This is a genomic window from Nitrospinota bacterium, assembly GCA_035528715.1.
GTDB lineage: Bacteria > JADFOP01 > JADFOP01 > DATKYB01 > DATKYB01 > DATKYB01.
In genome coordinates, this window is sequence record DATKYB010000025.1 from 1 (window position 1) to 25,174 (window position 25,174).

The 25,174-nt window shown below is 38.0% G+C and carries 26 protein-coding genes; 16 read left to right on the forward strand and 10 right to left on the reverse strand.

The annotated features are described in order from the left end of the window. From VMW81_01515 to VMW81_01560, 10 genes are all read right to left on the reverse strand, one after another. On the reverse strand, positions 1-1,406 hold a 1,406-nt coding region (locus VMW81_01515; protein ID HUU49619.1), incomplete at its 3' end, for a FecR family protein. A 174-nt stretch (positions 1,407-1,580) separates the two neighbouring features. Next, positions 1,581-2,351, reverse strand: a complete 771-nt coding sequence (locus tag VMW81_01520) for a class II aldolase/adducin family protein (GenBank protein ID HUU49620.1) — start codon at positions 2,349-2,351, stop codon at positions 1,581-1,583. A gap of 3 nt (positions 2,352-2,354) precedes the next feature. Then, positions 2,355-2,627, reverse strand: a complete 273-nt coding sequence (locus VMW81_01525) for a EutN/CcmL family microcompartment protein (GenBank protein ID HUU49621.1) — start codon at positions 2,625-2,627, stop codon at positions 2,355-2,357. 16 nt (positions 2,628-2,643) lie between these two features. Continuing rightward, entirely contained in the window at positions 2,644-2,904 is a 261-nt protein-coding gene (locus tag VMW81_01530) for a EutN/CcmL family microcompartment protein (protein ID HUU49622.1), read from the reverse strand. A gap of 4 nt (positions 2,905-2,908) precedes the next feature. Further along, on the reverse strand, positions 2,909-3,526 hold the full coding sequence (locus VMW81_01535) for a BMC domain-containing protein (GenBank protein HUU49623.1): 618 nt from the start codon (positions 3,524-3,526) through the stop codon (positions 2,909-2,911). A gap of 10 nt (positions 3,527-3,536) precedes the next feature. Continuing rightward, positions 3,537-4,973 (reverse strand): aldehyde dehydrogenase family protein, encoded by a 1,437-nt coding sequence (locus tag VMW81_01540; GenBank protein ID HUU49624.1) that lies wholly within the window; start codon positions 4,971-4,973, stop codon positions 3,537-3,539. Positions 4,974-4,995: 22 nt separating this feature from the next. Continuing rightward, positions 4,996-5,286, reverse strand: a complete 291-nt coding sequence (locus tag VMW81_01545) for a EutN/CcmL family microcompartment protein (GenBank protein ID HUU49625.1) — start codon at positions 5,284-5,286, stop codon at positions 4,996-4,998. Positions 5,287-5,295: 9 nt separating this feature from the next. Beyond that, entirely contained in the window at positions 5,296-5,589 is a 294-nt protein-coding gene (locus VMW81_01550; GenBank protein ID HUU49626.1) for a BMC domain-containing protein, read from the reverse strand. Positions 5,590-5,605: 16 nt separating this feature from the next. Then, on the reverse strand, positions 5,606-6,223 hold the full coding sequence (locus VMW81_01555) for a hypothetical protein (GenBank protein ID HUU49627.1): 618 nt from the start codon (positions 6,221-6,223) through the stop codon (positions 5,606-5,608). A 20-nt stretch (positions 6,224-6,243) separates the two neighbouring features. Then, positions 6,244-7,122, reverse strand: a complete 879-nt coding sequence (locus VMW81_01560; protein ID HUU49628.1) for a MurR/RpiR family transcriptional regulator — start codon at positions 7,120-7,122, stop codon at positions 6,244-6,246. Between the two features lie 267 nt (positions 7,123-7,389). On the opposite strand from VMW81_01560, the gene VMW81_01565 reads away from it, so the two are divergent. From VMW81_01565 to VMW81_01640, 16 genes are all read left to right on the forward strand, one after another. Then, complete coding sequence (locus tag VMW81_01565; GenBank protein ID HUU49629.1) at positions 7,390-7,776, forward strand: hypothetical protein; 387 nt, start codon at positions 7,390-7,392, stop codon at positions 7,774-7,776. A 136-nt stretch (positions 7,777-7,912) separates the two neighbouring features. Next, the gene (locus tag VMW81_01570) at positions 7,913-8,896 is read left to right on the forward strand and encodes a TGS domain-containing protein (GenBank protein HUU49630.1); all 984 of its coding nucleotides are present in this window, start codon (positions 7,913-7,915) and stop codon (positions 8,894-8,896) included. A 132-nt stretch (positions 8,897-9,028) separates the two neighbouring features. Further along, positions 9,029-9,799, forward strand: coding sequence for a hypothetical protein (locus VMW81_01575; protein ID HUU49631.1), 771 nt, complete (start codon positions 9,029-9,031; stop codon positions 9,797-9,799). Between the two features lie 421 nt (positions 9,800-10,220). Further along, on the forward strand, positions 10,221-10,592 hold the full coding sequence (locus VMW81_01580; GenBank protein HUU49632.1) for a metallopeptidase family protein: 372 nt from the start codon (positions 10,221-10,223) through the stop codon (positions 10,590-10,592). A 713-nt stretch (positions 10,593-11,305) separates the two neighbouring features. After that, a complete protein-coding gene (locus VMW81_01585) occupies positions 11,306-11,674 on the forward strand; it encodes a PilZ domain-containing protein (protein ID HUU49633.1) in 369 nt (122 codons plus the stop codon). Between the two features lie 245 nt (positions 11,675-11,919). After that, the gene (locus VMW81_01590) at positions 11,920-12,492 is read left to right on the forward strand and encodes a sigma-70 family RNA polymerase sigma factor (GenBank protein HUU49634.1); all 573 of its coding nucleotides are present in this window, start codon (positions 11,920-11,922) and stop codon (positions 12,490-12,492) included. Positions 12,493-12,500: 8 nt separating this feature from the next. Then, positions 12,501-13,061: a zf-HC2 domain-containing protein gene (locus VMW81_01595; GenBank protein ID HUU49635.1), complete on the forward strand. Its 561-nt coding sequence runs from the start codon at positions 12,501-12,503 to the stop codon at positions 13,059-13,061. Positions 13,062-13,085: 24 nt separating this feature from the next. Next, on the forward strand, positions 13,086-14,117 hold the full coding sequence (locus VMW81_01600; GenBank protein HUU49636.1) for a sigma-E factor regulatory protein RseB domain-containing protein: 1,032 nt from the start codon (positions 13,086-13,088) through the stop codon (positions 14,115-14,117). Between the two features lie 30 nt (positions 14,118-14,147). After that, positions 14,148-15,626: a DegQ family serine endoprotease gene (locus tag VMW81_01605; protein HUU49637.1), complete on the forward strand. Its 1,479-nt coding sequence runs from the start codon at positions 14,148-14,150 to the stop codon at positions 15,624-15,626. 45 nt (positions 15,627-15,671) lie between these two features. Beyond that, the gene (locus tag VMW81_01610; GenBank protein ID HUU49638.1) at positions 15,672-17,054 is read left to right on the forward strand and encodes a Do family serine endopeptidase; all 1,383 of its coding nucleotides are present in this window, start codon (positions 15,672-15,674) and stop codon (positions 17,052-17,054) included. A gap of 16 nt (positions 17,055-17,070) precedes the next feature. Next, positions 17,071-19,092 (forward strand): NAD-dependent DNA ligase LigA, encoded by a 2,022-nt coding sequence (ligA, locus tag VMW81_01615; GenBank protein ID HUU49639.1) that lies wholly within the window; start codon positions 17,071-17,073, stop codon positions 19,090-19,092. Between the two features lie 211 nt (positions 19,093-19,303). After that, on the forward strand, positions 19,304-20,356 hold the full coding sequence (gene selD, locus VMW81_01620; GenBank protein HUU49640.1) for a selenide, water dikinase SelD: 1,053 nt from the start codon (positions 19,304-19,306) through the stop codon (positions 20,354-20,356). A gap of 279 nt (positions 20,357-20,635) precedes the next feature. Further along, positions 20,636-22,885: a PAS domain S-box protein gene (locus tag VMW81_01625; protein ID HUU49641.1), complete on the forward strand. Its 2,250-nt coding sequence runs from the start codon at positions 20,636-20,638 to the stop codon at positions 22,883-22,885. Positions 22,886-22,981: 96 nt separating this feature from the next. Continuing rightward, a complete protein-coding gene (locus tag VMW81_01630; GenBank protein HUU49642.1) occupies positions 22,982-23,812 on the forward strand; it encodes a glycosyltransferase in 831 nt (276 codons plus the stop codon). 16 nt (positions 23,813-23,828) lie between these two features. Next, complete coding sequence (locus VMW81_01635; protein HUU49643.1) at positions 23,829-24,818, forward strand: ParB/RepB/Spo0J family partition protein; 990 nt, start codon at positions 23,829-23,831, stop codon at positions 24,816-24,818. Between the two features lie 4 nt (positions 24,819-24,822). After that, the coding region (locus VMW81_01640; protein ID HUU49644.1) for a hypothetical protein at positions 24,823-25,174 on the forward strand (352 nt) is incomplete at its 3' end.

The window sequence follows — 25,174 nt, forward strand, 5'->3', positions numbered from 1 at the left end:
AATTCATCAATAGCGATATCATCATCGGGAGATAACCACTCAAAGGCAAACATATCTGTTGCTTTTTCAGTTGCGGAATCTTTCTTGTCTCCTGATTCCGGCGTCCCATAAACTGAAAAAATAGAGTCCACGCCAAATAATACACCTCCAGGAATAGCTGTAGTTGAAGAATCCGTACCGGATAGTATGCCTAAGTGGGGTTTAACCTCATCTTTAGCTATTAGGTTCCAAGCCTCTAAGATTTCCCGTGAAGGTTCCCAGTTTGTATCAAAAATAAATATCGGCTGAAGATGCCGGACAATACTCCTATCATCTTCTTTCTCTGTAACATCCATTCCTATTTTTTCCCGCATATTTTTTAAATGATAATCCAATAGAAATCTCGCTTCTTTTTCCTGATCTTTTTCTGCTTCACCTGTAAGAATATACAAAGCCAGGGCTACTTCTTTTCCTATATCCTCGGGGCTCTCACCAGACGGAACAACTGCAAAGCGCTCCGGCTCTTGATTGAGCTGAACGCCTCCCTGTTGGATGAGGTCGCTTCCCTTAACCGTCTTCGCCTTGTGACCCTCAGCATCAATAATATAGTCATAGCCGGCATTGATCTTCCAGTCTTCCTTGACTACCTCTATTGGCTTGTCTTTCGGGGCGTCTTCGCTTGGGATTTCAATCATAGTCATCTTTATTGGTTCTCCTCTTGCATCAGTGATCTTGATATCTCCTTTGCTGACGTCCTGGCCTGACTTCATTAAGCCTGAATCATCCATATACTTCTGAAACAAAGGGTCTGTTGCCGGCTTAATCACAGGCGGCTCTGTAGGGTCTAAAACCAGCATTCCCTGACCTGCATTTATATTTTTAAGGATATCAGGGAGATTTATGTTATAGCAGTAACCACTCCCTTTATCGAATATCGCACCACTTACTCCGTTCTTAAAAAAGGCTTTGAATTCGCTTCCCCTCACACCGATAACTGCAGTGGGAGTATGAACCTCGTATATGTTCTTCTTTCCCAGCCCGAATATTCTTGTATGAGCTGTTTTTACTATGCTTTGAACCGTACCGCGAAAAAGGTTGAGGATTTCTTTTGACTGATCCTTTTCCACCAGATATTCGCTTATCTTTACCCGGCTGGCAGGCAAAAGCCTGATAATATTACTATCAACAAGGGTAACCTCTGCCTGAGACTTACTCTTTGTCTGAACAATATCCCCTAAATTGACTCCATCCCCAAGCTTTGCCGGCCTGGAATCTTTCCCAACCATGGTAATATCGACACTGCCTTTGATATCGGTAAATTTTCCAATTGGTGCTGCATATGCGAAGTCTGACAGCAAGAAAAACAGGATTAAAAAAGAAAAAAGAAGAAAGAAGATTTTGAGAGAAGCGTTGAGATTTTTTCTCATGCTCTATTCTTTTTGAAAGGTTTTACAATTGAGTTTAAAACCACTCACAAAAGGAATTTGAATCCAAATGAGAATCTTTTAAATTATGAATAGAAAGTATGAAAGAAAATCGCTTCAGTTATTTTCTATCAAAAAGGCAGGATTTAGTCAATATATTTTTGTTTATTTGAAGGGCTAGTTTGTCTTACAGATCTCTTTTTTCACTTCGTTGTAAATTATCTTTACAATTTCCTCTTCTTCTTTTTTTTCCTTAGGGTCTGAAAGCCCGCATCCATCGCACTCAACACATTTGCTGCTCTCTGTCTTTGATACCTTTGTCCCGCAGATTCTTTCAAGCTTTTCTACCTCTTCTTGAGGCAAAAACCTTATATTTCCCAGCTGCCGTGCTGCAAGGGTAATACTTGCGGTATGCTCTACTTTTTCGAGCTTCATATAGGCTTCAAAGAGGTCTTTTCCTACAGTTAGTGCACCATGTCTGTCAAGGATTAAGGCATCATAACTCTTAATGAGTACCCTTATGACCTCAGGAACCTCTTCAGTGCTCGGGGTTGCATAATCTGTTGTAGGAATCGCCCCTAATGTGCAGACGACCTCCGGCAACATGCACCTTGCCAGTGAGACCCCTGATATTGAAAAGGCTGTACTGATTGGGGGATGGGCATGGATGACCGCACTCACATCCTTTCTCTCTTCGTATACACAAAGATGCATCAAGACCTCGGATGAGGGCTCAAGTTTCCCAGAAATCTTTTTTCCTTTTCTATCTATAACCACTAACTGGTCCTTTGTCAGAAATCCCTTGCTCAGACCTGTGGGCGTGGTAATGATCCTCTCATCTCCTACCTTAATACTTATATTTCCATCACTGGCCGCTACAAAACCCTTTTGATGGAGGAGTCTGCCTATTCTTATGATTTCTTCTTTTGCCTCTGAATGATTCATCATATCCTATATTCCTATATTAATACTATCTATAATACCAACGATGACTGAACGCACAGGAGCTTTATTATTTTTTATGCTCATGCGAGCAGATCCCCCTTCTCTCACAACCAACACCTCATCCCCCTCACCTGCCTGAACAAGATCTATGGCAAGAAAGGGTCTTTCTTTTTTAGTCTTTTTGATAGAGGTTGGTTGAACCAATAAAAGTTTATATTTTGAATATTCTTTATTTTTAACGGTCGAAACAATTCTTTTAATTACTTTCCCAATAACCAATGCTCTCTCCCTTCCATCAATCTATTGAATCTACAATTCCAATAATTGTTGCATCAACAGGGTTAAAAGCCTCTGGAAGGGGGAAGGATGCCTCTCTTCCCGTGACAAAAAAGACCGTATCCTCTTGCCCTGCCTGAACCGTATCTATGGCAACAATTTCTTTGCCCATAGGTCTTTTGTCCTGATCAAGCGGCTGAACAATAAGCATCTTGAGATTGGCAATGGAATCCAATTTTCTTGTTGCAACGACCTTCCCTGTTACCCTGCCTAACTGCATATACTTACCTTCCCAGAAAGATTTTATTAATAAGGAGGCTGTCCGGGGAGGGAATAATCTCCTCCTTTAATAAAAGCCCCTTTTCTCTTATGGGAATAATTCCTGCCTCTATGGATGCCAATACATTATTCAAATTTCCTGAAACTAAAACAAAGCCCTTGCCCCCTAAACCTTGAGCCAGACGAATCTCTATGAGATCTACCTCTGCAGTCTTTACAGCAATATCTGCTGCAATGATGGATGAAGCCACTGAGACAGTTTCTATGATGCCCAACGATTCTATCTCTTCTACCTTCTGGATGCCTAAAAGAGCAGGGAAGACCTTTCTATCGATTTTAGGAAGATAGAGCGAATCCACGATATTAACTCCGGCTAACTCAAGCCCCCTATCAAAGGATGATTTGACTGAATCTACCTCACCCCCAATAATGATGAGATACTTTCCTGTACATATGGGAGCGGCTTCTATCAAATCAACAGAGGCCTGTTTCAGTACTTCATCGCAGACCTTTAACCCTTTTGCAATACTATTCAGCTCTAAAAGGCCCAATGAGGGCTCGCTATAGATGAGCCTCTCTTGAATATCTTGTATAATCGGCTTAAATTGCTGACCCTTTTTCATATCTTATTCCTTATACGATTCTGAAGTAATCAACGAGGGTGCATCTCCTCTCCCGTGTAAAGGTCTTTGCAGTTGTAAGCCCCTCTCCTGTTCCAGTAGCTATGGTAAAGGATGTATAGCCCTCACCTCCCAGACCAAGACCAGCGTACGAAGGGCCATTCTTCACAAAAATCGATGTATTAATCAGCCGTGCCATCTTGCTCAGCTTTTCTATGTTTTTTGAGAACATCGAAGCTGTATGGCCTCTTCCGCTTTCTGCTTTTATGGCCATACCAATCGCCTCATCCACATCCCTTGCCCTGACAATCGGAAGAATCGGCATCAATAACTCTGTCCGTACAAAGGGATGGTCTTTTTCTGTCTCCATTATCAGCAGTCTGACTTCCCCTTTATAATCGATATCAAGAGCTTTTAAATACTCCTTAGCATCCTTGCCTACAAATTTTCTGTTTATGATGGAAGGAGTATTTGGTCCCTTATCTTCCTCCAGGATGAGTCTCTTCAACCTCTTGCCCTGGTGCTGATTCAATTCAAAGGCGCCGTTTTTTTTCATTGATTCTTTCAGTTCATCAAAGACTTTATCCACCACAAAGACCTCTTTTTCGTCTGTACAGACGATGTTATTATCCAGAGAAGCACCATCAACAATATCTTTGCCGGCCTTTTCTATGTCAGCGGTTTCATCCACAACCACAGGAGGGTTGCCAGGACCTGCTGCAATAACTTTCTTTCCGCTTTTTTTGGCCTCCCTTACAACATCTTGACCTCCTGTAACAACAAGAAGGTCTATTCCTGGATGGTTCATAAGCTCTTGAGCTGTGGAAATCGTTGGATCTTCTAGGGTTGTTAAGAGATTTTCAGGTCCTCCGTTCTCAACAATCTCCCTGTTTAAAAAATCTATGGTTTTTAAAGAGACTTTTTTTGCTTTGGGGTGAGGATTAAATACCACTGAATTCCCTCCAGCAATCATCCCTATGCTGTTATTGATAATTGTCTCAGAGGGATTGGTCACAGGGGTAATCGAACCGATAACCCCATACGGTGCTCTTTCTGTTATAGTCAGGCCATGATCCCCGGAAAAAGCAATTGGTTTTAAGTCTTCTATACCTGGTGTAAGATTGGATACTAAGAGATTTTTTTTAATCTTGTCTTCACAGCGTCCCAGTCCTGTCTCTTCAACAGCCAGCTTTGCCAAGTGTTCAGAGTTTTTTATGCCAGAATTTCTTATAGAAAGAATAATCTCCTCTCTTTTTTCTAAAGGCAAGGATGCGAGCTTTTTTTGAGACTCACAAGCAGCACTTATAGCAGAATTAATGTCTGGGAATATCCCTATGGGCTCTTCAACAACACAGGTATTTTTGGGCAATAACTCTTCTTTTTCCTCCTTAACCAACCTCAAGACGACCTTATCCACGATAGAGCGTATCTGCCCTTCATCAAGTTTCATCTAAAAATCCTCCTGTGAAATACTAATCTTTTTTATACTTAACTTCTCCTTCCACCTCCCAGGTATCCACGATAGCGACGATAACCGCATCTACCGGTTTATTTTCTGTAATCTTAGTCTGTCTTGCAGAACTACCTGTTGCATATAAGACAATCTCACCTATGCCAGAACCGACAGAATCGACCGCAACGATTGTATCACCAGTTAGATGGTTATTTGCATCAACCTGCTCGACAATATAAAACTTGAATCCTTTTAATTGCTCTTCCTTTTGGGTTGAGACAACTGTTCCTATAACTTTTCCCAAGAGCATTTTTTACTCCTATTTAGGACCCCCTTTTCTTTTACCCAGAGGCAAAACTCTATCCACGTTTTCATGGGGTCGAGGTATGACGTGTACAGAAACCAGTTCTCCAACCTTTTCGGCTGTCCTTGATCCAGCTTCAGTAGCAGCCTTCACAGCAGCTACGTCACCTCTGATAATTGCTGTTACATATCCTCCGCCGATCTTTTCAAAACCAATTAATTCAACCTTTGCTGCCTTAACCATAGCATCAGATGCCTCTACCATTCCGATGAAACCTTTTGTTTCAATCATCCCTAATGCATCACCCATTTTCTTACCTCCTTTCCTATATTTTTCTTCCGCTGACTGATTCGAGAGATCGCAGGGCGGCCTCACTCCCCACCTCAATATCCCTCTCCTCTCCTCCTAAATAAAGCCTGCCGTAGGCTCCAAAGGACCTCACCTCTATTAAGGTAACATCAGAGGCCTTCTCTGCCTCATTTGCGGCAAGGGCACTATACCCCGCAGGCTCGACCTCCAAAATATATAAAGTTTGTCCAGGTATTAACATTGAGCCGTAACGGTCTCGGTTTATCAGTTGGCTTTGATAATCATCTACTTTTCGAATGACCTGACTCGACACAACCCTTGGCTTCATCCTTGCACTTTCTTCTAACCCTAACTCATCCAGGATTGCCTTTCCTGCTTCTCTCACCTCACCCTGAGAATCGGAATGCACCTCTAAAAGACCATATGCTCTTTCTACAATCTGCATTGCAGGCCTAACATCTGTTTTTTTCAGGGCAATATCTGTCAGCCTGTTTATCTCGATACCAGGCGCAATCTCAATAAAAAGGGATGTCATTCCTGATATGGGAAGAAATCCTCTTGCTGTTGTGCCGATATAAGAGACGAGTTGCGGTTGCAAACTATCAAGAAAGATGAAGGTTCTCAGATCCACCATATATTATCCCTTTCTACAGGCTAATATTGCTTAACAACAATTGACTCCTCAATGAGCTTAGTATATCTCAGGGTTTTATTAAAACGATGAAGAGAAAGAGCCATAAACAGCGCATTAATGATACTTGTCTGAGCAATTCTTGAAGCAAGGGCTTCACTCTTAAATCGTGTTTCCCTTGATGCTGTTAAAAGTTTTATATCTGCCTCTTTTGTAATAGGAGAAAGGGAATTATTTGTTATACATATCGTAGTAGCTCCCCTCTTCTTTGCAACCTTAAGGGTCTCTATAGGGTCTTTAGTGCTTCCTGAATGAGATATCGCTACCAATACATCCCCTTTTTTCAAAAGAGCGGCCTCCATTACCTGCAGATGACTATCTGTTTGAGAGGAGCAATTCAACCCTATTCTAAAAAACTTATTATATGCATCCATCACATTAGGAGAGGATGTTCCCACTCCTATTATCAGTATCTTCTCTGCTTTCATTAAGACCTCTTTTGCCCTTTCCATTTCTTTTATATCGAGAACTTCTAACGTATCTTTTAGAGCCTGGATATTATTCTGAAAGACCTTATGCGTTATTGCTCCTATATCATCAGATTTCTCCAAATCTTCATGTATGGTTTTAATCGGAGATACGGTATCCCTTGCTAATGTCAGTTTGAAATCTTGATATCCCTTGTAGCCTAAAGACCGGCAAAATCTTACTACAGTTGCCTCACTGACCCTGCTTTGGCTGGCAACTTCAGTAACAGATAAATGCATAATTTCCTGGGGATTATCCAATATATAATCAGCCACCTTTTTTTCTGCTGAATAGAGGTCTGAATAAGCCCCTCTTATCCTGATTAGACATCCCTTCAGTTCTTCTTTGAGTGATGATTTCCTTTTATTTTTCATCTCTTTTTCCATTTTTAAGAAAATTATAAAGGAAAAAAAAATATTGTCAAGTTTTTTTTCATAAAAAAAAATAATAAAAAAATTTTTTTCATATTATTTTTTATCATTAAAAAATGGGAGAATTTACTTATGGGTTATAGCCCAGAAGATATTGACGATTTTAGCCTTCTTTGGGAAAACTGTTGCTTTTTTTATATTTTCATATACTTTTAATAAGAAAAAGGACTGCTATTATTTATAAAAGGATGTGTTTACGGAGGTAACAGAATGAAAAAGATAATAATAGGCACTGTTGCATTAATCTTGGTTTTTGCAATTACAGATTTGGTCTTAGCCGATCGCCTTGGTTTCAGAGGAGGTTTTGGGCTGGGTCACGGGCTGGTTATTGGCGGAAGCGGTTTGGAAGACTCTCCTTTTGGTGACGATCGCTGGCATCCCTGCTGGGAGTGGGGAACCAAGGGTCCTGACTTAAGGATAACCAAAGAGGAAGCAGAGGAAGTTTTTAAGGAAAATCTTGCTTCCCTTGAAAATCCAGACCTCCGTCTTGGAGAAATTATCGAGCACGACGAATATTATGAGGTTGAGGTTCTTAACAGGGAAAATATCGTGGTTCAAAAACTTAAAACAGATAAAGACCACTGCTCTAACTATTGAATTCATATAGGTTTCCCATTCTCTTCCCTTTTCTTTTAAAAAAGAATATAACAAGAGAAACCTAATTTCTATCAAACCCAACTTTTCAAGATAATCACTGTTTTGATTTGCTTTTATTTTATGTTAAAATAATATTATGCCAGCCAATCTTCCCCCAGAATATTTTGAGGCAGAAAGACACTTTAAGAAGGCTTCAACCACTGTCGAAAAGATTGCAGCCTTAGAGGTTCTTATAGCAACTGTTCCAAAACATAAGGGAACTGACAAGCTCAGGGCAGATCTGAGAAGACGCCTCTCAAAGCTCAAAGAAGAGTCAATAGATCAAAAGAGGAAAAAGGGAGCCCGCTTTGACCTCTATAAGGTTGAAAGAGAAGGCTCATCCCAAGCCGCTCTTGTGGGACTTGCAAATTCTGGAAAGTCATCATTGCTCGCCTCACTCACCAATGCTGAACCAGTTATAGCCAATTATCCAATGTCAACCATGACACCCCTTCCAGGAATGATGCCCTTTGAAGATATACAAATACAGCTCGTTGACCTCCCTCCCCTGGGAAATGAGTCAACAGATGGGTGGGTATCCTCCATCATAAGGCTTACAGACGGCATCATCCTTCTCGTTGACCTGATAGAAAATCCCGCGGGGTCTGCCGAACTCCTTATCGAAACCCTTAAATCGTGGAATATTCATGTCCTCAAGCCTGGCGAAAAGTCTTCTGAACGTGGCGTTTCAAAGAGAGGTATAATTGTAGGGACAAAGTTTGATGTTCTTGGAGCTGAGAAAGGTTTTAACAATCTTGAAGACCGCTTAAGGGACAGCTACCCGGTTATTCCCTTTTCATCAAAACAGACAGACAAACAGGATTTATTAAAGAAAGCAATCTTCAACCTCATGGAAATCATAAGGGTCTATTCCAAGCAGCCAGGCAAAGACCCTGACTTTGAAAAACCTTTTACCCTGAAGAGGGGCTCGACGGTGCTTGATCTTTGCAGAGAGATACATAAAGACTTTTTATCAAAGCTAAAATATGCAAGAGTTTGGGGTTCAGCCCGATTTGATGGACAAAAGGTTCAGAAGGATTATATCCTTAAGGACAAAGATGTTGTAGAAATCCATATCTAATGATAGAATATAAACTTACCACAATAGAGAAAAAGCATAAACAAGAAATTCGTCAACAATTGCAACCAAACATTACGTGATTGCTACTCAACTTGCGAATGATATTTTGAAGCATTAAGAAAGAAATTATAAATGCGCGATGATTTTACTCAACAAACACTTGATATTCTAGCAAAGCGCGTTGGTGTTCGTTGCTCAAATCCGAGCTGCCGTAAGTTAACAACTGGACCACGAACTGAAGAAACAAAAATCGTGAATATTGGCGTAGGTTCGCATATCACTGCTGCTGCAACTGGAGGCCCACGATATGATTCAAGCTTATCTAGCGATGAACGCAAATCCGCCGATAATGGAATTTGGCTTTGTCAGAATTGCGCAAAACTAGTGGATAATGATCCTGTTCGATACACTGTTGAAGTTCTCCGAGAATGGAAAAAAAGTGCTGAAGATGCAGCCCTATCAGAGATCGAAGGTGAGGCTGTAGGGATTAGTGATTATATTGATCTTGATATTTCATACAAAAAAATCAAGATTCTTTCTGAGCGGCATGACTATCTCTTGCAAGTCATCCTTCAAAACTTAGGTAGCGATCCACTTTCTTCTTTTCATATTGATCTAGAGCTTCCAGCTCGTGTATTAGAGCATCCTGAAGAAGTTCAGCAATATATGCCAGATCGAAGTAGTAGAAGTGTAAGCTTCTTTCGAGCTGATCATCAAACAGATGGATCGACTGTATATCCGGGAGATTCAAAAGTCGTTTTAAGCATTCCTTATTATATTGATACTGGTATCTACATGAATCGTGGCAATTTATTCGAAACTCCTGTTCGAGCCATTCTTTATAGGACAGGCTTACAACCTTTAGTAATTGAGAAACCTTTTGGAGAACTACAGTTCTTCTGATTGTTTTAATATCAGCGGATAACAAGGCGTCGCACATTAATGCGAGCCCTCAGCTGGATAATAGGGACAGCGGTCAAGCTCAGCAAATAGATCGCCTTGCGGGAGGATATTGATATGGTGTAAGATTGCAGCCTTATGCCATCCACGACATCAGCTAACCAATGGCTCAACCGGACGCAATTATGCTGCACTCCGGCGTTAGGCTTCAAATTTAATCCCCTTTTCGATTTTTAGGGATTTGACAAGAGAGCAAGCGGAAAAAGAAGCAACTGTTTGAGAGCAAGGCCTGAGTTTGCTGCTTCGCCGAAGCGAAAGTAGGCAAATCCCGTTAAGAAAATCGAGGGGGTGTCCTTCTTTGGTTCGTTTGCTTTCTAAATACAAGAAATGAACGAAACGTAATAATAGGTATTATAGGTATTAAATGAAGTTGAGCCAGAAGGAATTCGACAGGATTACTACTGGGTCGATCCGCCGTATACCGAGTGAAATTCGTGGACACCTAGACAATGTTTTGATTTCCGTCCAGAAGCGCCCCTCCCGCAAATTGCTCAAAGAAATGGGCTTGCCACCAGATCACTCTCTATTAGGTGTCTACCAAGGCGTTTCATTGATGAAGCGTTCTGCAGTAGAACCTCCACTATATCCGGACACGATTTTTCTGTTTCAAGAACCAATAGAGGAAATGTGTGATACAATCGAGGAAATCGAAAAACAGATCGAAATCACGGTGGTTCATGAAATTGCTCATTTCTTGGGAATCAGCGAAGAGCGCTTGGCAGAGCTAGGTTACTAATAAGTGAATAAGCTATGCACTGGAGATGGACTGGGTAAGTCGCCAGCCTTACCCAACCACTTAGCTCAATCGTTGGGCTTCAAATTTAACTTCCCCCTTTCGATTTTTTAGGTATTTTTTCCTCCGGAGAATCGCAAAGCGATTTGACAATTGATTGAGGAAATCAAGAGGTTTTTTAAAACCCCCTTCTGCTTTTTAGGGATTTTACAATTGAGTGAGGAGAAAAGAGGAAGGGTGTTTGAGCGAAGCGAGTTTCCTTCCTCGCCGAACGATTGCAGGAAAATCACGTTTAAAAAAGCAGGGGGGCACCCTTCTTTAGTTACCTTTCTTGGGTGAGCAAGAAAGGTAAAAAGGATTGGTTAATCGTTCACAGCGATTGCAGAAAAATTCCGTTTAAAAAAGCAAGAGATGCCCTTTTTTGGTTCGTTTTTTGGGCAAGCAAAAAATGAACAAAGCTGGTTTAGTAAGATAATAGCTGAGACGCTATTGCTGGAGCAGAAAAATTTCTTTTTCAAAAAACTTAAGCATTGCCTTTTTTCGTCCCTTTACTTTCTAAAGACAAAAAATGAACAATATCCTATTGTAATTAAAAGTTTTTGATTAATACCTCTTTTAACGCCCAATCTATAAAAAACATATTAAAGTTTAATGGATAAATGCCGATAAGATAAAAAGCTTAGACTTTAATCTTCAAATTTATAGGTGGTTTGGATATGAAAACCATATCACAAAAAGAAAGACGTCGAGCAAAAAGAGAAATCATAGGATATGCTCTCATTAATGTCTATCCGAAAAACGTACAAACTCAATCAGAAATAAGAGCAAGGGTCTTTGATATTTCTCCGTTAGGAGCAGGAATTATTTCCTATCAACCCTGTATTAAGGATTCGAAAATCTATCTCAGTCTTTTGTCTCCAGATAACACTTCTCTACCCAATATTTCTGGTAGGGTTGTGCGGTGTAAAGAAAAGAATAATGAGTATCATATTGGTATTGAGTTTGAAAATATCAATGAATATCAAAAATCACTCATCGAAAACTACATCAGATCGATGAAACTGTGGAACAAGAACAAGGAATAGCTGGTCAAAAACTCTAAAACTTTACCTCTCTAAGGCTTTTCAATCCTCTCTTTAAATTTTTCTGATTTTGGTAAATCAATGAGTATCTTTTCTAAACAGCAAAAAAGTTCACTTGCTGATTCTTAAAAAGCAAGGTTCTTCTCACCTTATTCATTGACAGTTTCTTAACTTCCGCCTATAATTAACGAAAAAAATGAGGAACTTTCTTTCTATTTGAAATGTCTAAATCTTTAAGCATAAAAGGATTGCTTTTAAGTAAAGCAGATAACATACTCATAGAGAAATGTAAGAGGGGAGATACAAATTCCTTTGAAATTCTGGTACTTAAGTATCAGAGGCGAATCTTCAATCTGATATTTCGTTTAACGAATGAACCTGATATAGTGGAAGATATAGCTCAGGAGGTATTTCTCAGGGCATATAATGCAATAAATGATTTTAAAGGAAAATCCTCATTTTCAACATGGATTTATCGTATTACAGTAAATACATGCTTCAATTACATAAAGTCAAAGAGAAGACATCAATATGAAAATTTGGAAACGAACGAACCTTTAGAGAAATATACCTTAACATCTAATAATTTAACTGATACAGAACTATTAATTGAACGTCACGAGTTGTCCAAAAAGATAAAAGAGGCCATTGGTTCCTTAAATCATGAACAGAGAACCATTTTTGTCTTGAGGGATGTTGAGGGGCTCTCATACGAAGAAATTGGAAAGATTCTGGATTGTCCGAGTGGAACAGTGCGTTCAAGATTATTTAGGGCCAGAAGAGAATTGAGAACAAAGTTAGAAAATTATATAAAGGTATGAGGTGAAAAATGAAATGTAAAAATTTTCAAGAACTGATATCGGCTTTTATTGACAATGAATTGAATCTACGAGAAACCCTTAGTCTGAAAAGGCACATTAAATCGTGCGAACATTGCAGGGAAGAACTAAAAATTATCGGTAAAGTTCAAAATGAATGTCAAAACGAAGGTCTGTCCTGGGTTGCTCCTCAACCAAGCGAAGAATTTTCACCTACTTTAATGAATATTATTTATAATCTTCCTGCCCATCAGAAAGAGAGAAATCCGTTCTTTTTAAATAAGCCTTTATTCATTATAAGAGATTGGTTCATTTCATTAATGAGAAGACCCATTATTACCTTTTCTCTCTCCGGAGCTACGCTAGCCCTGTTGATAGGCTTGATGGTTTTCTCTTGGATCCAAAAAGATAAACTTCAGACCGTTTATGAGCTTGTACAAAAAGATACAACTCTGGTAGCAGAAAAAGATATAAATTATTATATAAATGAATATGCAATTAAAGCTTCAGAAACTCCCGATGTTTTCCGAGAAGGAATAATAGAATCAGTAACTTATCAGCCTTCAAGATAAATGAGAGCTATAATGAACCGCTCAATGAAAAAACTTAATATTGTTCTTTCATTAATATTCTTTACCTTTTTTATATCTCCTCAAAGCGTCTTTGCTCAAGAAAAGAGCGTTAAAGAATTGCTCAAAAAGATAACCGAAGCAGAGCTTAGGAGCTCTTACCAAGGAGAGAGATTTATATTTAATTTTTATACCCCAAACCCAAATGTCATTCGTTACCAAATCATTCGTATAAGACCAGGCTTAGAAAAAAAGGTTTTGAAAACTTTGGACAATAAAGATGAACGTATAATTTTAAAAGACGGGAAAAACCTCTGGGAGTATATCCCTTCTGAAAAGAGAGTTATAAAACGTTCTGTTGACCCTCTTGCAGACAGGGCTTATACGCTTTTCAAAAATATAGACCTATTAAAAAAGAATTATTCGATTAAAATTATCGATGATGACATAAAAATTGCAGATAGAAAATCAACCCTTGTTGAGCTTGCCCCAAAAAATAATGAAAAAAGGGTTAGATACAAAATCTGGATAGATAAAGAAAGAGGAATTGGATTAAAAACAGAGATTTATAGCCCAGAAAATAAATTAATCACCCTCTCTTTCTATTCGAAAATAGATTTTACCCCGCCCCATGATATGAATAAATTCGTCTTAAGGGTCCCTAAAAACACCAGCCTCCATGCAATAAAGGAAAAACGAAATTTAGCAATGGTGAGTGTAGAATCTCTCGTAGACTTTAGAGTACAGCTTCCTAAAATCCTTCCCAAAGGCTTCGTTCTTACTGGGGGACGCGTGAAGACTTTAAAAACCACAAAGGAGCTCCATGTTCACTATTCAGATGGACTTAGCGGTATCTCTTTGTTTGAAAATTCATCAGGGAAGATGTATACGAGGAATAACACCCCTTTAAGACCTGTTGATATTAACGGTAATATGGGTAATTTTTATAAGGTGGGGCTGGTTCGTCTCCTTGAATGGCAGTCCAAAGGTATTACCATTGCCCTTGTTGGAGAATTGGAAGAAGAAGAATTCTTAAAGATTGCTCGGTCAATAGAATAAAATCAAAAGAAATTAAAATTTGAGGTAGAGATGAAGAACTCTGTTTTTTCAAAGAAATGGACCGTAGGTTTAATAATCTTTCTCATTATACTAGGGTTTCTTATCATTAATAACCTTGATAAAACTATCGATAATTTAAAACTAGGCTTAACCACAAAGACAGCTTTAGCTATAGATGATACAAAAAAAGCCCCTTTTGGACCCGAAACCTTTATAAAGGTCGCAGAAAATGAAAAGCCATCCGTTGTCAATATCAGTACCACCCAGATAATTAAAAGACAAAGTCAAAGAGAATTTGGATTTCGAGGCCCTTTTAGAGAAGATGATCCTTTTCGGGAATTCTTTGAAAAATTCTTTGGAGATATTCCTCAAGGAGATATCAAGAGAAGGAGCCTTGGTTCAGGGTTTATTATCAGTAAAGATGGCCTCATCCTAACTAATAATCATGTCGTACAACGGGCAACCGAGATAAAGGTTACCCTTCATGATGAAAGAGAATTCGATGCAGAGGTTATAGGAACAGACCCTAAGACAGACCTATCCCTTATAAAGATTAAAGCAAAAGTCGATCTCCCTGTTGCTAAACTAGGTAATTCTGATACCCTTAGGGTCGGGGAGTGGGTGATGGCCATTGGTAATCCCTTTGGTCTCAGTGAAACAGTAACTGTTGGTGTGGTGAGTGCAAAAGGAAGGATCATAGGTGCTGGTCCATATGATAATTTTATCCAGACTGACGCATCTATTAATCCAGGGAACAGTGGCGGTCCGTTGCTAAATGTGAGAGGTGAAGTTGTTGGAATAAATTCAGCAATCTATTCAGGAGGTCAAGGAATTGGCTTTGCCATACCCATAAATATTGCTACTGATATTTTAGATGACTTAAAAACAAAGGGCAAAGTTGTTCGGGGATGGTTAGGCGTGCTTATTCAGAAGATAACTCCTGATCTCGCCAAGTCCTTTGATCTATCAGAATCTGAAGGGGCTTTGGTATCCGATGTTGTAGCGAATGGGCCCGCGGATAAGGCAGGAATTAAAAGAGGAGATGTAATTATAGAATATGAAGGAAAAAAGATTAAATCCATGGAAATGTTACCAAGAGTCGTAGCTGTAACAAAACCCGGCACAAGGGTAAACATAACTGTCCTTAGAAATGGAACAAAAAAGAAATTTAAGGTTACTATAGAACAACTGAAGGAAACAAGGGCAGAGATTTCTCAGGATATCGAAAAGACACTTGGTATGAGTGTCCAAGAAATTACACCAGAAATTGCAAAATATTTTGACCTAGAAGATCAGAAAGGGGTTATTGTATCAAATACAGAAAAGGATAGTCTTGCATGGGAGTCTGGATTGCGCCAAGGAGATATTATAAAAGAAATAAACAGGCAGAAGGTTAGCAATATAGCAGATTACAGAAGGCTTATGAAGAGTATAAAAGAAAAGAGTACGATTCTTTTTCTAGTAAAGAGAGGTGAGAACACTATATTTATAGCTGTGAAAACCGGTTAACTCTCTCTAATTTTCACTCTCATGTCTGGTTCTAATAAAAAAGATTTGGCAAAGTTTATCTTCCTTATTATAGTAGGTATCCTCCCATTATTTTTAACTTCAGCAAATCCTCTCTTAAGTAGCGAATTATCTATAAGAAGAAATGCGATTGTATTGGCGGTTGAAAAGGTCAGCCCTGCTGTTGTTAATATCAATACAGAAGAGATTATAAAAGAGAGGATTAATCCTTTTTCTGCTTTTAGAGAGCCCTTTTTTGAAGAATTCTTTAGGGATTTCTACAAAGCCTTTCCCCAGAGAAATTTTAAAAAACAAAGTCTCGGCTCAGGAGTAATAATCAATCCCAAGGGATATATCTTGACGAATGCCCATGTGGTATCAAGGGCAACAAAAATCAATGTAACGCTCAGCAACAAAAAAGAATATCAGGCTACGGTTGTTGGTGCTGATGTAAAATCTGATCTTGCTATCATTAAGATAGATTCGAAAGATAAGCTTCCCTTCGCAAGGATGGGTCGTTCAGATGACCTTTTAATCGGGGAAACGATTATCGCGATAGGAAATCCCTTTGGTCTCTCTCATACAGTAACCTCTGGAGTAATCAGCGCTACGCGAAGGTCTATAAAAGGTCCAGAGGATAAAATATATCACGATTTTATCCAGATAGATGCCTCCATAAATCCTGGGAATAGTGGGGGACCTCTCATAAATATAAACGGTGAGGTCATTGGGATCAACACGGCTATATATCAAAAGGGAGAAGGAATAGGCTTTGCCATACCGATCAATAAAGCCAAGCGCATTATTGATGACCTTATAGCTTATGGAAGAGTTCATGAAGCATGGCTAGGTGTTGCTGTCCAGGATATCACTCAAAGGCTGGCAGAATATTTTAATTTTAAGGATGAAGGAGTATTGATATCTAAGATTTATAAAAAGAGTCCAGCAGACAGAAGTGGATTAAAGGTTGGGGATATCATTATATCAATAGAGGACATTGTAATAAAAAATAAGAGAGATTATCGAGGGCAAATATCTGCCTTTACCCCTGATGATAAGGTCAAACTTACCCTCTTTAGACACAATAAAAAATTAACAAAATCGATTACTGCGAAAGCCCTCCCCAAAAACTTGGCTTTGGAAATCGCCAAGGAGTTGCTCGGAGTATCGGTGGAGAACATTACTCCTTCTCATATAAAAAAATATAGGCTTTTTACAAAAAAAGGTGTTCTCATAAAAGAGGTCCAAAAAAACAGTCTTGCCCACAGGATAGGAATTGAACCAGGAGATATCATCAGGCAGATAGATCAACAGAGAATAAATAACATTGAGGACTTTAAAAAAGGTATAATATCAGCTAGAAATAGAGACAGTATATTGCTTCTTGTACAAAGGGGCAGTAATGGATACTATATTACTTTAGAACTTTGATCTGAGGTAATCGATTATTTTAACATCCAAAAAAGAAATCAAAAAAAGAATAGAACAATTAAACGAAAAAATTCGCTATCACGAAAAAAGATATTATATCGATAACGACCCTGAGATAACAGATTATGAATTTGACCAGCTCATGTCTGAATTAATAAAGCTGGAAGAGGAGAACCCTGAGTTTGTGTCGCCTTATTCCTCTTCACAAAGGGTTGGGGGAGAACCTGTAGAAGGCTTTCCCACTGTTGAACATAGAGTTCCCATGCTGAGCCTTGATAATGCCTATTCTATTGAAGAGGTTAAAGAATTTGAAAAGAGGATAAAAAGACTTCTTCCTAAAGAATCCTTTGAATATATTGCAGAGCTTAAAATAGATGGGCTCGGTGTGGCCCTTATCTATGAAAACGGGGTCTTAACAAGAGGGGCGACCCGAGGCGACGGTGCCAGAGGTGAAAATATTACATCAAATCTCAGGACAATAAAGAGCATTCCACTAAAAATAAAGGACTCAAAGCCCTCCCCAGAATATCTTGAAGTAAGGGGAGAGGTCTTCCTGAGCCGAGACGCCTTTGAAAAAATCAATACAGAGAGGGAAAAGAAAGGGGAATCCCTCTTTGCCAATTCGAGAAACGCGGCTGCCGGTTCATTGAGGCTTTTAGACCCGAAGATAACAGCAAAGAGACCGCTCGATATCTTTCTTTATAATATCATCTTTATCGATGAACGGCTCCGTCCTGAAACTCAGTTAAAGTCACTTGAGTTTTTAAAAGAATTAGGTTTTAAGGTTGTTCCGCATAGTGAAAAACCATTAAAAAATTTTGAAGAGATTTTTAACTACTATAATCAAAAGAAAGAAAAATTAGAAGAACTAGAATACAATACCGACGGCCTTGTCATCAAGGTCAACTCTTTTCCTCAGCAGAAGTTGCTTGGAGAGACCAGCAAGCACCCGAGATGGGCCATTGCCTTTAAATTTCCGGCAAAACAGGCGAGAACAACAATCAGAAACATCGAGGTGCAGGTGGGCAGTACAGGCGCTGTGACCCCTGTTGCAATTTTCGATTCTACCTCTCTCTCCGGCTCGACCATAAGCAGGGCCACTCTGCACAACGAGGATGAGATAAAGAGAAAGGATATACGGGTGGGGGATACTGTCCTGATTGAAAAGGGAGGGGATGTCATCCCCAAGGTCATAAAAGTTATAACAGCTGAAAGAACAGGAAAAGAAAAAATTTTTAAATTTCCAAAAATTTGTAAAGTATGCCAATCACCTATTTTTAGACCTGAAGGAGAGGCTGTTGCAAGATGCACCAACCCTTCTTGTTCTGCCCAGATAAAGAAAAGGCTCCAGCATTTCGCTTCAAGAAGCGCCATGGACATCGAGCATCTCGGTCCCAGCATTATCGAACAACTGGTTGAAAAAAACTATGTAAAGGATTTTGCAGACCTTTATTTATTAGATGAAAATACCCTTGCGGGCTTGGAAAGGATGGGGAAGAAGTCTGCGCAAAACCTAAAAGAAGCAATAGAAAAAAGTAAGAATGCAGGATTTCAAAGAGTTCTCTTTGCGCTCGGCATCCGCCATGTCGGAGAAAGAGCCAGCCAGATACTCTCGGAAAAGTATCCCTCCATCGACAAGCTAGCAGAAGCAGACAGGGAAAGCCTCGAAGAAATCGAGGAGATCGGCCCGAGAATTGCGGAGAGCATTGTCAATTTTTTCAGCCAGAGGAGCAACTGCGGCCTTGTCGAAAGACTGAAAAGGGCCGGCATCAAAACATCGAGAGAGACCGGCAAACAGAAAAAGGCAACTCTCGAAGGAAAGCAGTTCGTCCTAACAGGTGCTCTGGAATCTTTCAGCCGCAGAAAGGCAAAAAAGGCCATCGAAGAGCTCGGCGGAAGAGTTACATCGTCAGTCAGCAAGAATACAAACTATGTTATCGCTGGGAAAGACCCAGGGACTAAATATCAAGACGCCCTAAGATTAAATATAGATATCCTGGATGAAAATGGTTTAAAAAAAATCATTTCAAAAGACTAAAATCTTTTCTCTTTATTAATATTTATCTCAATTAATCATTCTTAATTTTCATAAAATCTTATTTTCAAAAATTAAAGATAGGTAATCTGTTAAAAAAGCCTTGTATATAATTCTAGAATTTTCTCGGATACTATTGAAAATAGCGATTTGACTAATAGGCCTTATAAGATATATTATTTAGATAGAAAATTTATTTTTTAAGAGAAAAATCATGAAAGAAGAAAAGATTCGACTAACAACTTTAAGTCATGGTGCAGGCTGAGCCTGTAAAATTGGTCAGAAAGACCTAGCGCAGGTTCTGTGCAAAATGCCAAAGCTTAATGACCCAAGATTTATTGTTCGTACAGATGCAGCAGATGATGCTGCTGTCTATTCTCTCAATGACCATCAGGCACTCGTTCAATCCGTAGACTTCTTTACCCCTGTGGTAGATGACCCCTATCAGTTTGGAAGCATAGCTGCTGCCAATTCTTTAAGTGATATCTATGCTATGGGTTCAAAACCGATATTTGCGTTAAACATTGTCTGCTTCCCAACAAAGACCCTTCCCTTAACCATACTTCAAGATATTTTAAAAGGAGGAAGGGATAAGGCAAAAGAAGCCGGTATTCCAATTGTTGGGGGCCATAGTGTAGATGATCCCGAACCAAAGTATGGCCTTATCGTAAATGGAATTATAGAAAAAGAAAAAGTTGTTACGAATGCAGGGGCAAGAGGGGGTGATGTCCTTATCTTAACAAAACCTCTTGGATTGGGAATTATTAATACAGGGATTAAAAGAGAATGTGTAACTCAAAAGACCATAGATAGAGCTGTAGAGGTGATGAGCACATTAAATAGATCTGCTTCTGAAATAATGATGGAAATCGGAGTTAATGCCTGTACTGATATTACAGGCTTTGGATTATTGGGCCATCTTTATGAGCTGGTATCAGCCAGCAAAGTTATGGCAAACATTTCTCTAAACAAAGTCCCTGTATTGAAAGAGGCATGGGATTTGGCTAAAGAGGGTATTGTTCCTGGAGGCACAACAGCAAATCTAAAATATGTAAAAGACAAGATAATATGGGAGGATAATTTTTCTGAAGAAGAAAAGCTTGTACTGGCTGATGCCCAGACATCAGGGGGTCTTTTGATCTCTGTTCAAAAAGAAAAGTCTCAAGAAATGCTCGATCGTCTCTCAAAGTCTAAGGGTGTCCTTTCAGCTGTCCAGATAGGAGAGATTGTTGAGGGGAAAAAGGGGATGATTCGGGTAAAAGAATAAACAAGACATGCCACACAAACAAAACTCATTATTTGTTATTCTATTTATTTTATCATTGCAAAGATATAGCCACTTCCTTTTCTATCGTTTTAATCTATGCCTATTAACTCATTGACATTTCTACAAAAATCTGTTATTTTTTATTTAAATTCTTTTTAGGGAATCACATATGAAAACTTTTGTGGTAATTTCCCTTTTTATAAGAGAAGTCTCCTTTCCTCCATTATTTCTCCTGAGATATATAAATAGATTAATGATATAGATAGAGGGAATTTCTGTATGAAGGAAAAGAACTACGTAATCTTGTTAGCTGAAGACGAAAAAAAATCTGATTCTGAATTCTCTCTTAAGGAAGAGATTGGGAAACTTAAGGGTATATCCATTGTAGAATCCGTTCAAGGAGGAAAAGAAGCGCTTGAAAAAATCAAGGGCGATCAATACAGTATTCTTTTAACAGATGACTCACTGTCAGATATGGACTCAAGAGAGCTGGTTAAAAGAATAGTAGAGAATGGATTTAAAGTTCCCCTGATTATGCTTGTTGATCCAGGTCATGAAGATATAGCTGCTGAGGCAATAAAGATAGGTGCAGATGATTATGTAGTCAAAGAAAAGGGATATTTAAAAATACTGCCAAAGATTATTGAAAAGACTGTCGAGAAATTTAAACTAACATCTTCATTAAAATTAGCTGAAGAGAGATATATACAGATTTTTGAACATGCCAGCGACTCGATATTTATATACGATTTTGAAGGAAATATTTTGGATGTTAATACGAATGCCTGTCAATGGCTGGGATATAAAAAAGATGAGCTATTAGAAATGTCAATGGAAGATATCCTTTCACCAGCAATGAAAGAAAAAGCCTCGGATATTATTCAAAAGATTAAGGGTGTAAAGAAGTCGGTCTTTGAATCATCTTATATAAAAAAAGATGGAACTGCTGTTCCAGTAGAGTTAAGCGCCTCTTTTTTTAAACTTGATAAAAATGAAATCATACTTACTTTTGTAAGAGATATATCAAAGAGAAAAAAAATTGAGAAGGATTTAAAACTCCTTGCTAATATCACAACCCATACTGCTGAAGCAATTATAAGTGTGGATGAAAGAGAAAATATAACATCCTGGAATAGAGGAGCAGAATTCATATTCGGTCACAAGGCTGAAGAAATTATTGGTAAGCCATATAGTATATTGGTTCCAAAAGAATCATTACACGGTCTTTCAAATATCATAAGAGAGGTATATGAAAAGGGGTTCGTTACTGATATAGAGACTGAGAGAGTAACCAAAGATGGTCAGAAGATCGATGTGCATCTGACCATTTCAATTATTAAAGATGAGAAGGGAAATAGAATAGGCAGATCAGTTATATTAAGAGATATTGCAGAGCGTAAATATATGGAGGAAAAGCTTATTCGCTCTTCAAAGCTTGCTGCACTTGGAACTCTCGCAGCAGGTATTGCGCATGAGTTTAATAATATCCTCACCGCAATGCTTGGGTATGCTGAATTAGGTCTTATTACAAAAGACCTCGAGAAGATGAAAAAGGCTCTCGAGGTTGTTGTAAAGTCTTCTGCAAGGGCTAAGAGCATAACAGATAACCTCTTGACCTTTGCTAGAAAACACGAATCAAAAAGGGAGCATATAAATATCCGTGATGCTGTTGATACCAGTATTGCTTTGGTAAAGAGAGAGTTTGAAAAGGATAATATACGTATTGTGAGAAAATTTTCAAAGGTTCCTAAAACTTACTGCGATGCTGGCCAGATTTCCCATGTCTGTTTGAATCTTCTTGCGAATGCAAGGGATGCTATGCGGCCAAAAGGTGGAAAATTAATCGTAGAATTGAGAAACAGGGATGGTTATATCGAATTAAAATTTGCTGATACAGGATGTGGAATTCCCCCAAAATTAAAAGAGAGAATTTTTGAACCTTTTGTTACGACTAAAGGTCCTTTGGGGGGGAGTTCTGAGAAAGGAACTGGATTAGGCCTTTCAGTTTCTTACGGAATCATTCGTAATCATAATGGTACGATAGAAGTGGAGAGTAAGGAAAACAGAGGATCAGTGTTTACTATTAAATTACCTATTATAAAAGAATCATTAAAAGATACAAAAATTGCAAGAGGTTATAAAAAGGCTTCTAGAAGACAACCCATTTTAAAAATCTTGGTCGTTGATGATGAAAAGGAGATAAGGAGCCTTTTTGAAGAGATACTGAAGAGGGAAGGACATTTCATCAATACAAAGAAGAGCGGAAGAGCAGCCTTATCACTTCTTAGGAAAGAGAAATTTGATTTGATATTTACTGATATAACCATGCCTGGAATTGATGGGATAGATTTTCTCAAAAAGGTCAAGAAGATTGATGAGAAGGCAAAGATAGTGATGGTAACAGGTCAGGTTGTTGATGATGATATCAATTTAGCCTTGGCAGAGGGAGCCTTTGGATTCATAAGAAAGCCCTTTACAACATCATCTATCTTTTCAATGATAGATGAGGCTATATCAAAAGATAGATAAGATAAGAATCCTCCTCTATCGGCCGCATTAAGAGTTTTCATATATATTTATCCCAAGTTATTATCATTAATGAATTAAAATATTAAGAGATAAATAATGCCTTTAGTATCGATTATCATGCCAACTTACAACAGAAGAGAATTGTTGAGCGAAGCCATTGGTTCTGTTTTAAACCAAACATATGAGAATTTTCAGTTAGTCATAGTGGATGATGGGTCAACTGACGGTACAAAAGATATGATCAAAGAATATCGTGACCCAAGAATAAAGTATATCTTTCAAAAAAACAGAGGGGTAAGTGGTGCAAGAAACAGAGGTGTCTTTGAGTCTAGTGGAGAATACGTTTCTTTTTTAGATTCTGATGATTTATGGAAAAGGGATAAGTTAAAGATTCAAACAGATTTGATGAATAATAAAAACGATATCTTCATAAGCTATACGGATGAAATCTGGATGAGAAAAGGGATCAGGGTTAATCCCATGAACAAACATAAGAAATATTCTGGTTGGATTTTTGAAAAGTGCCTTTCTCTATGCATCGTCAGCCCTTCTTCTGTTATGATGAGAAGGGAACTTTTTAATGATATCGGACTTTTTGATGAATCCCTCCCTGTTTGTGAAGACTACGACATGTGGTTGAGGATATCTTCTCAATATCCTGTATTTCTTATAGATAAGAAGCTGATTATCAAGAGAGGGGGACATCCTGGCCAGCTTTCAAAAAGGTCTTGGGGGAACGACATATATCGGGTAAAGGCTCTCTTAAAAATTCTAAAAGATGATCATCTGAGTCAGAACTATAGAAAAAAGGCAAGGGAAGAACTGATAAAAAAATGTCGAATCTTAGCAAATGGTTATTTTAAGAGAGGAAAAATTAAGAAGGGCAATCAATATATTAATTTAATAGAAAAACATAACCAAAGTTAATGAAGGAAGATTGAAAATGAAAATAAATTCTCTAGAGAAAACCTCAGAATTAAAGTTAGTCAGTATAAAAGATATTGATATCAAAGATAAAGAGTTTTTAATAACCTTTCCTTTAAGGTCTGATACCCTCATCAATTCCATTAAGGAAATCGGGATTATTACCCCTATTATCTTGAGAGATATGCAAAATAGATATCAGATTATCTCTGGATTTAAAAGGGTCTTTGCCTGTGGAGAACTGGGTATCAAAAGTATCAAGGCAATTGTCTATTCTAAAAATGATTTAAAAGATAAAGAGGCTTTTTATCTTAATTTTTATGAAAACTTAACTTTAAGGTCTTTCAATATTGTTGAAAAAGCCATGATTTTAAATAACCTCTTTGAGAGAATAAAAATAGACACCAAAGAGTATAAAAAAAAATTTCTTCCTCTCCTTGGTCTAGATTTTAATAAAAAACAACTGAAAGATTTTTTTGGTTTATTAGATTTGGATGAAAAAATAAAGACCTATATTGTTGAGGAAAACATCTCTTTAAAAAACATTTTCCAATGGATAAGATTTACTAAAAAGGAACAAAAGGATATCTTTCGGTTTATATTACCGCTGAGATTAAGCTCAAATAAACTTAGAGAGGTTCTTCTATTTTTAGAAGAAATATGTCAAAAAGATAAGATTTCTGTTAAGGATATTACCGATTGCAAGGAGATTCAAGATGTTTTAAACAATAAGAATATAACCGCTTCTCAAAGATCATCAAAGATTAGAGATCTCTTGAAAAGAAAGAGGTTTCCTCAATTGACATCAATGGAAAAGTCCTTTGCTAATATAATAAAAGATTTAGAACTCCCAAAAGGGATTATCTTCCGATCCCCTGAATATTTTGAAGAAAAGGAATTCAGCATCGAATTCAAAATAAAAAATAAAGAAGAGCTAAAAAGAGTCAGCAGGGCATTATTAAATATGTCAGAGAAAGAGAAAATATCTGAGCTTTTCAAGATGAGTTAAAAACATGTCAGGTTTTAATTTTCAAAAAATATATATAGATAAAAAGGTAAAAGATTATTTTATAACAAAAAACATATTAAAAAAGGCTTTTTATAAAGAAGTAGAATATATTGATGACCCCTGTAGGATCTTAGCCCAGAGAAGATCAGAAAAAAACAATATTTTCGATAGTAAGAAAACTCTCCTTTTAACAGAACAGAGAGGAAACTATATTAAAAGATGCCCAGGGACAAAAAGATATCTCTGTTGCAACTACTATTTTCTTAACTTTTCCACAAATTGTCCACTGGAATGCAGTTACTGTATCCTGCAAACTTATATTAACAACCCAATTTTAACTATCTTTGTGAATCTTG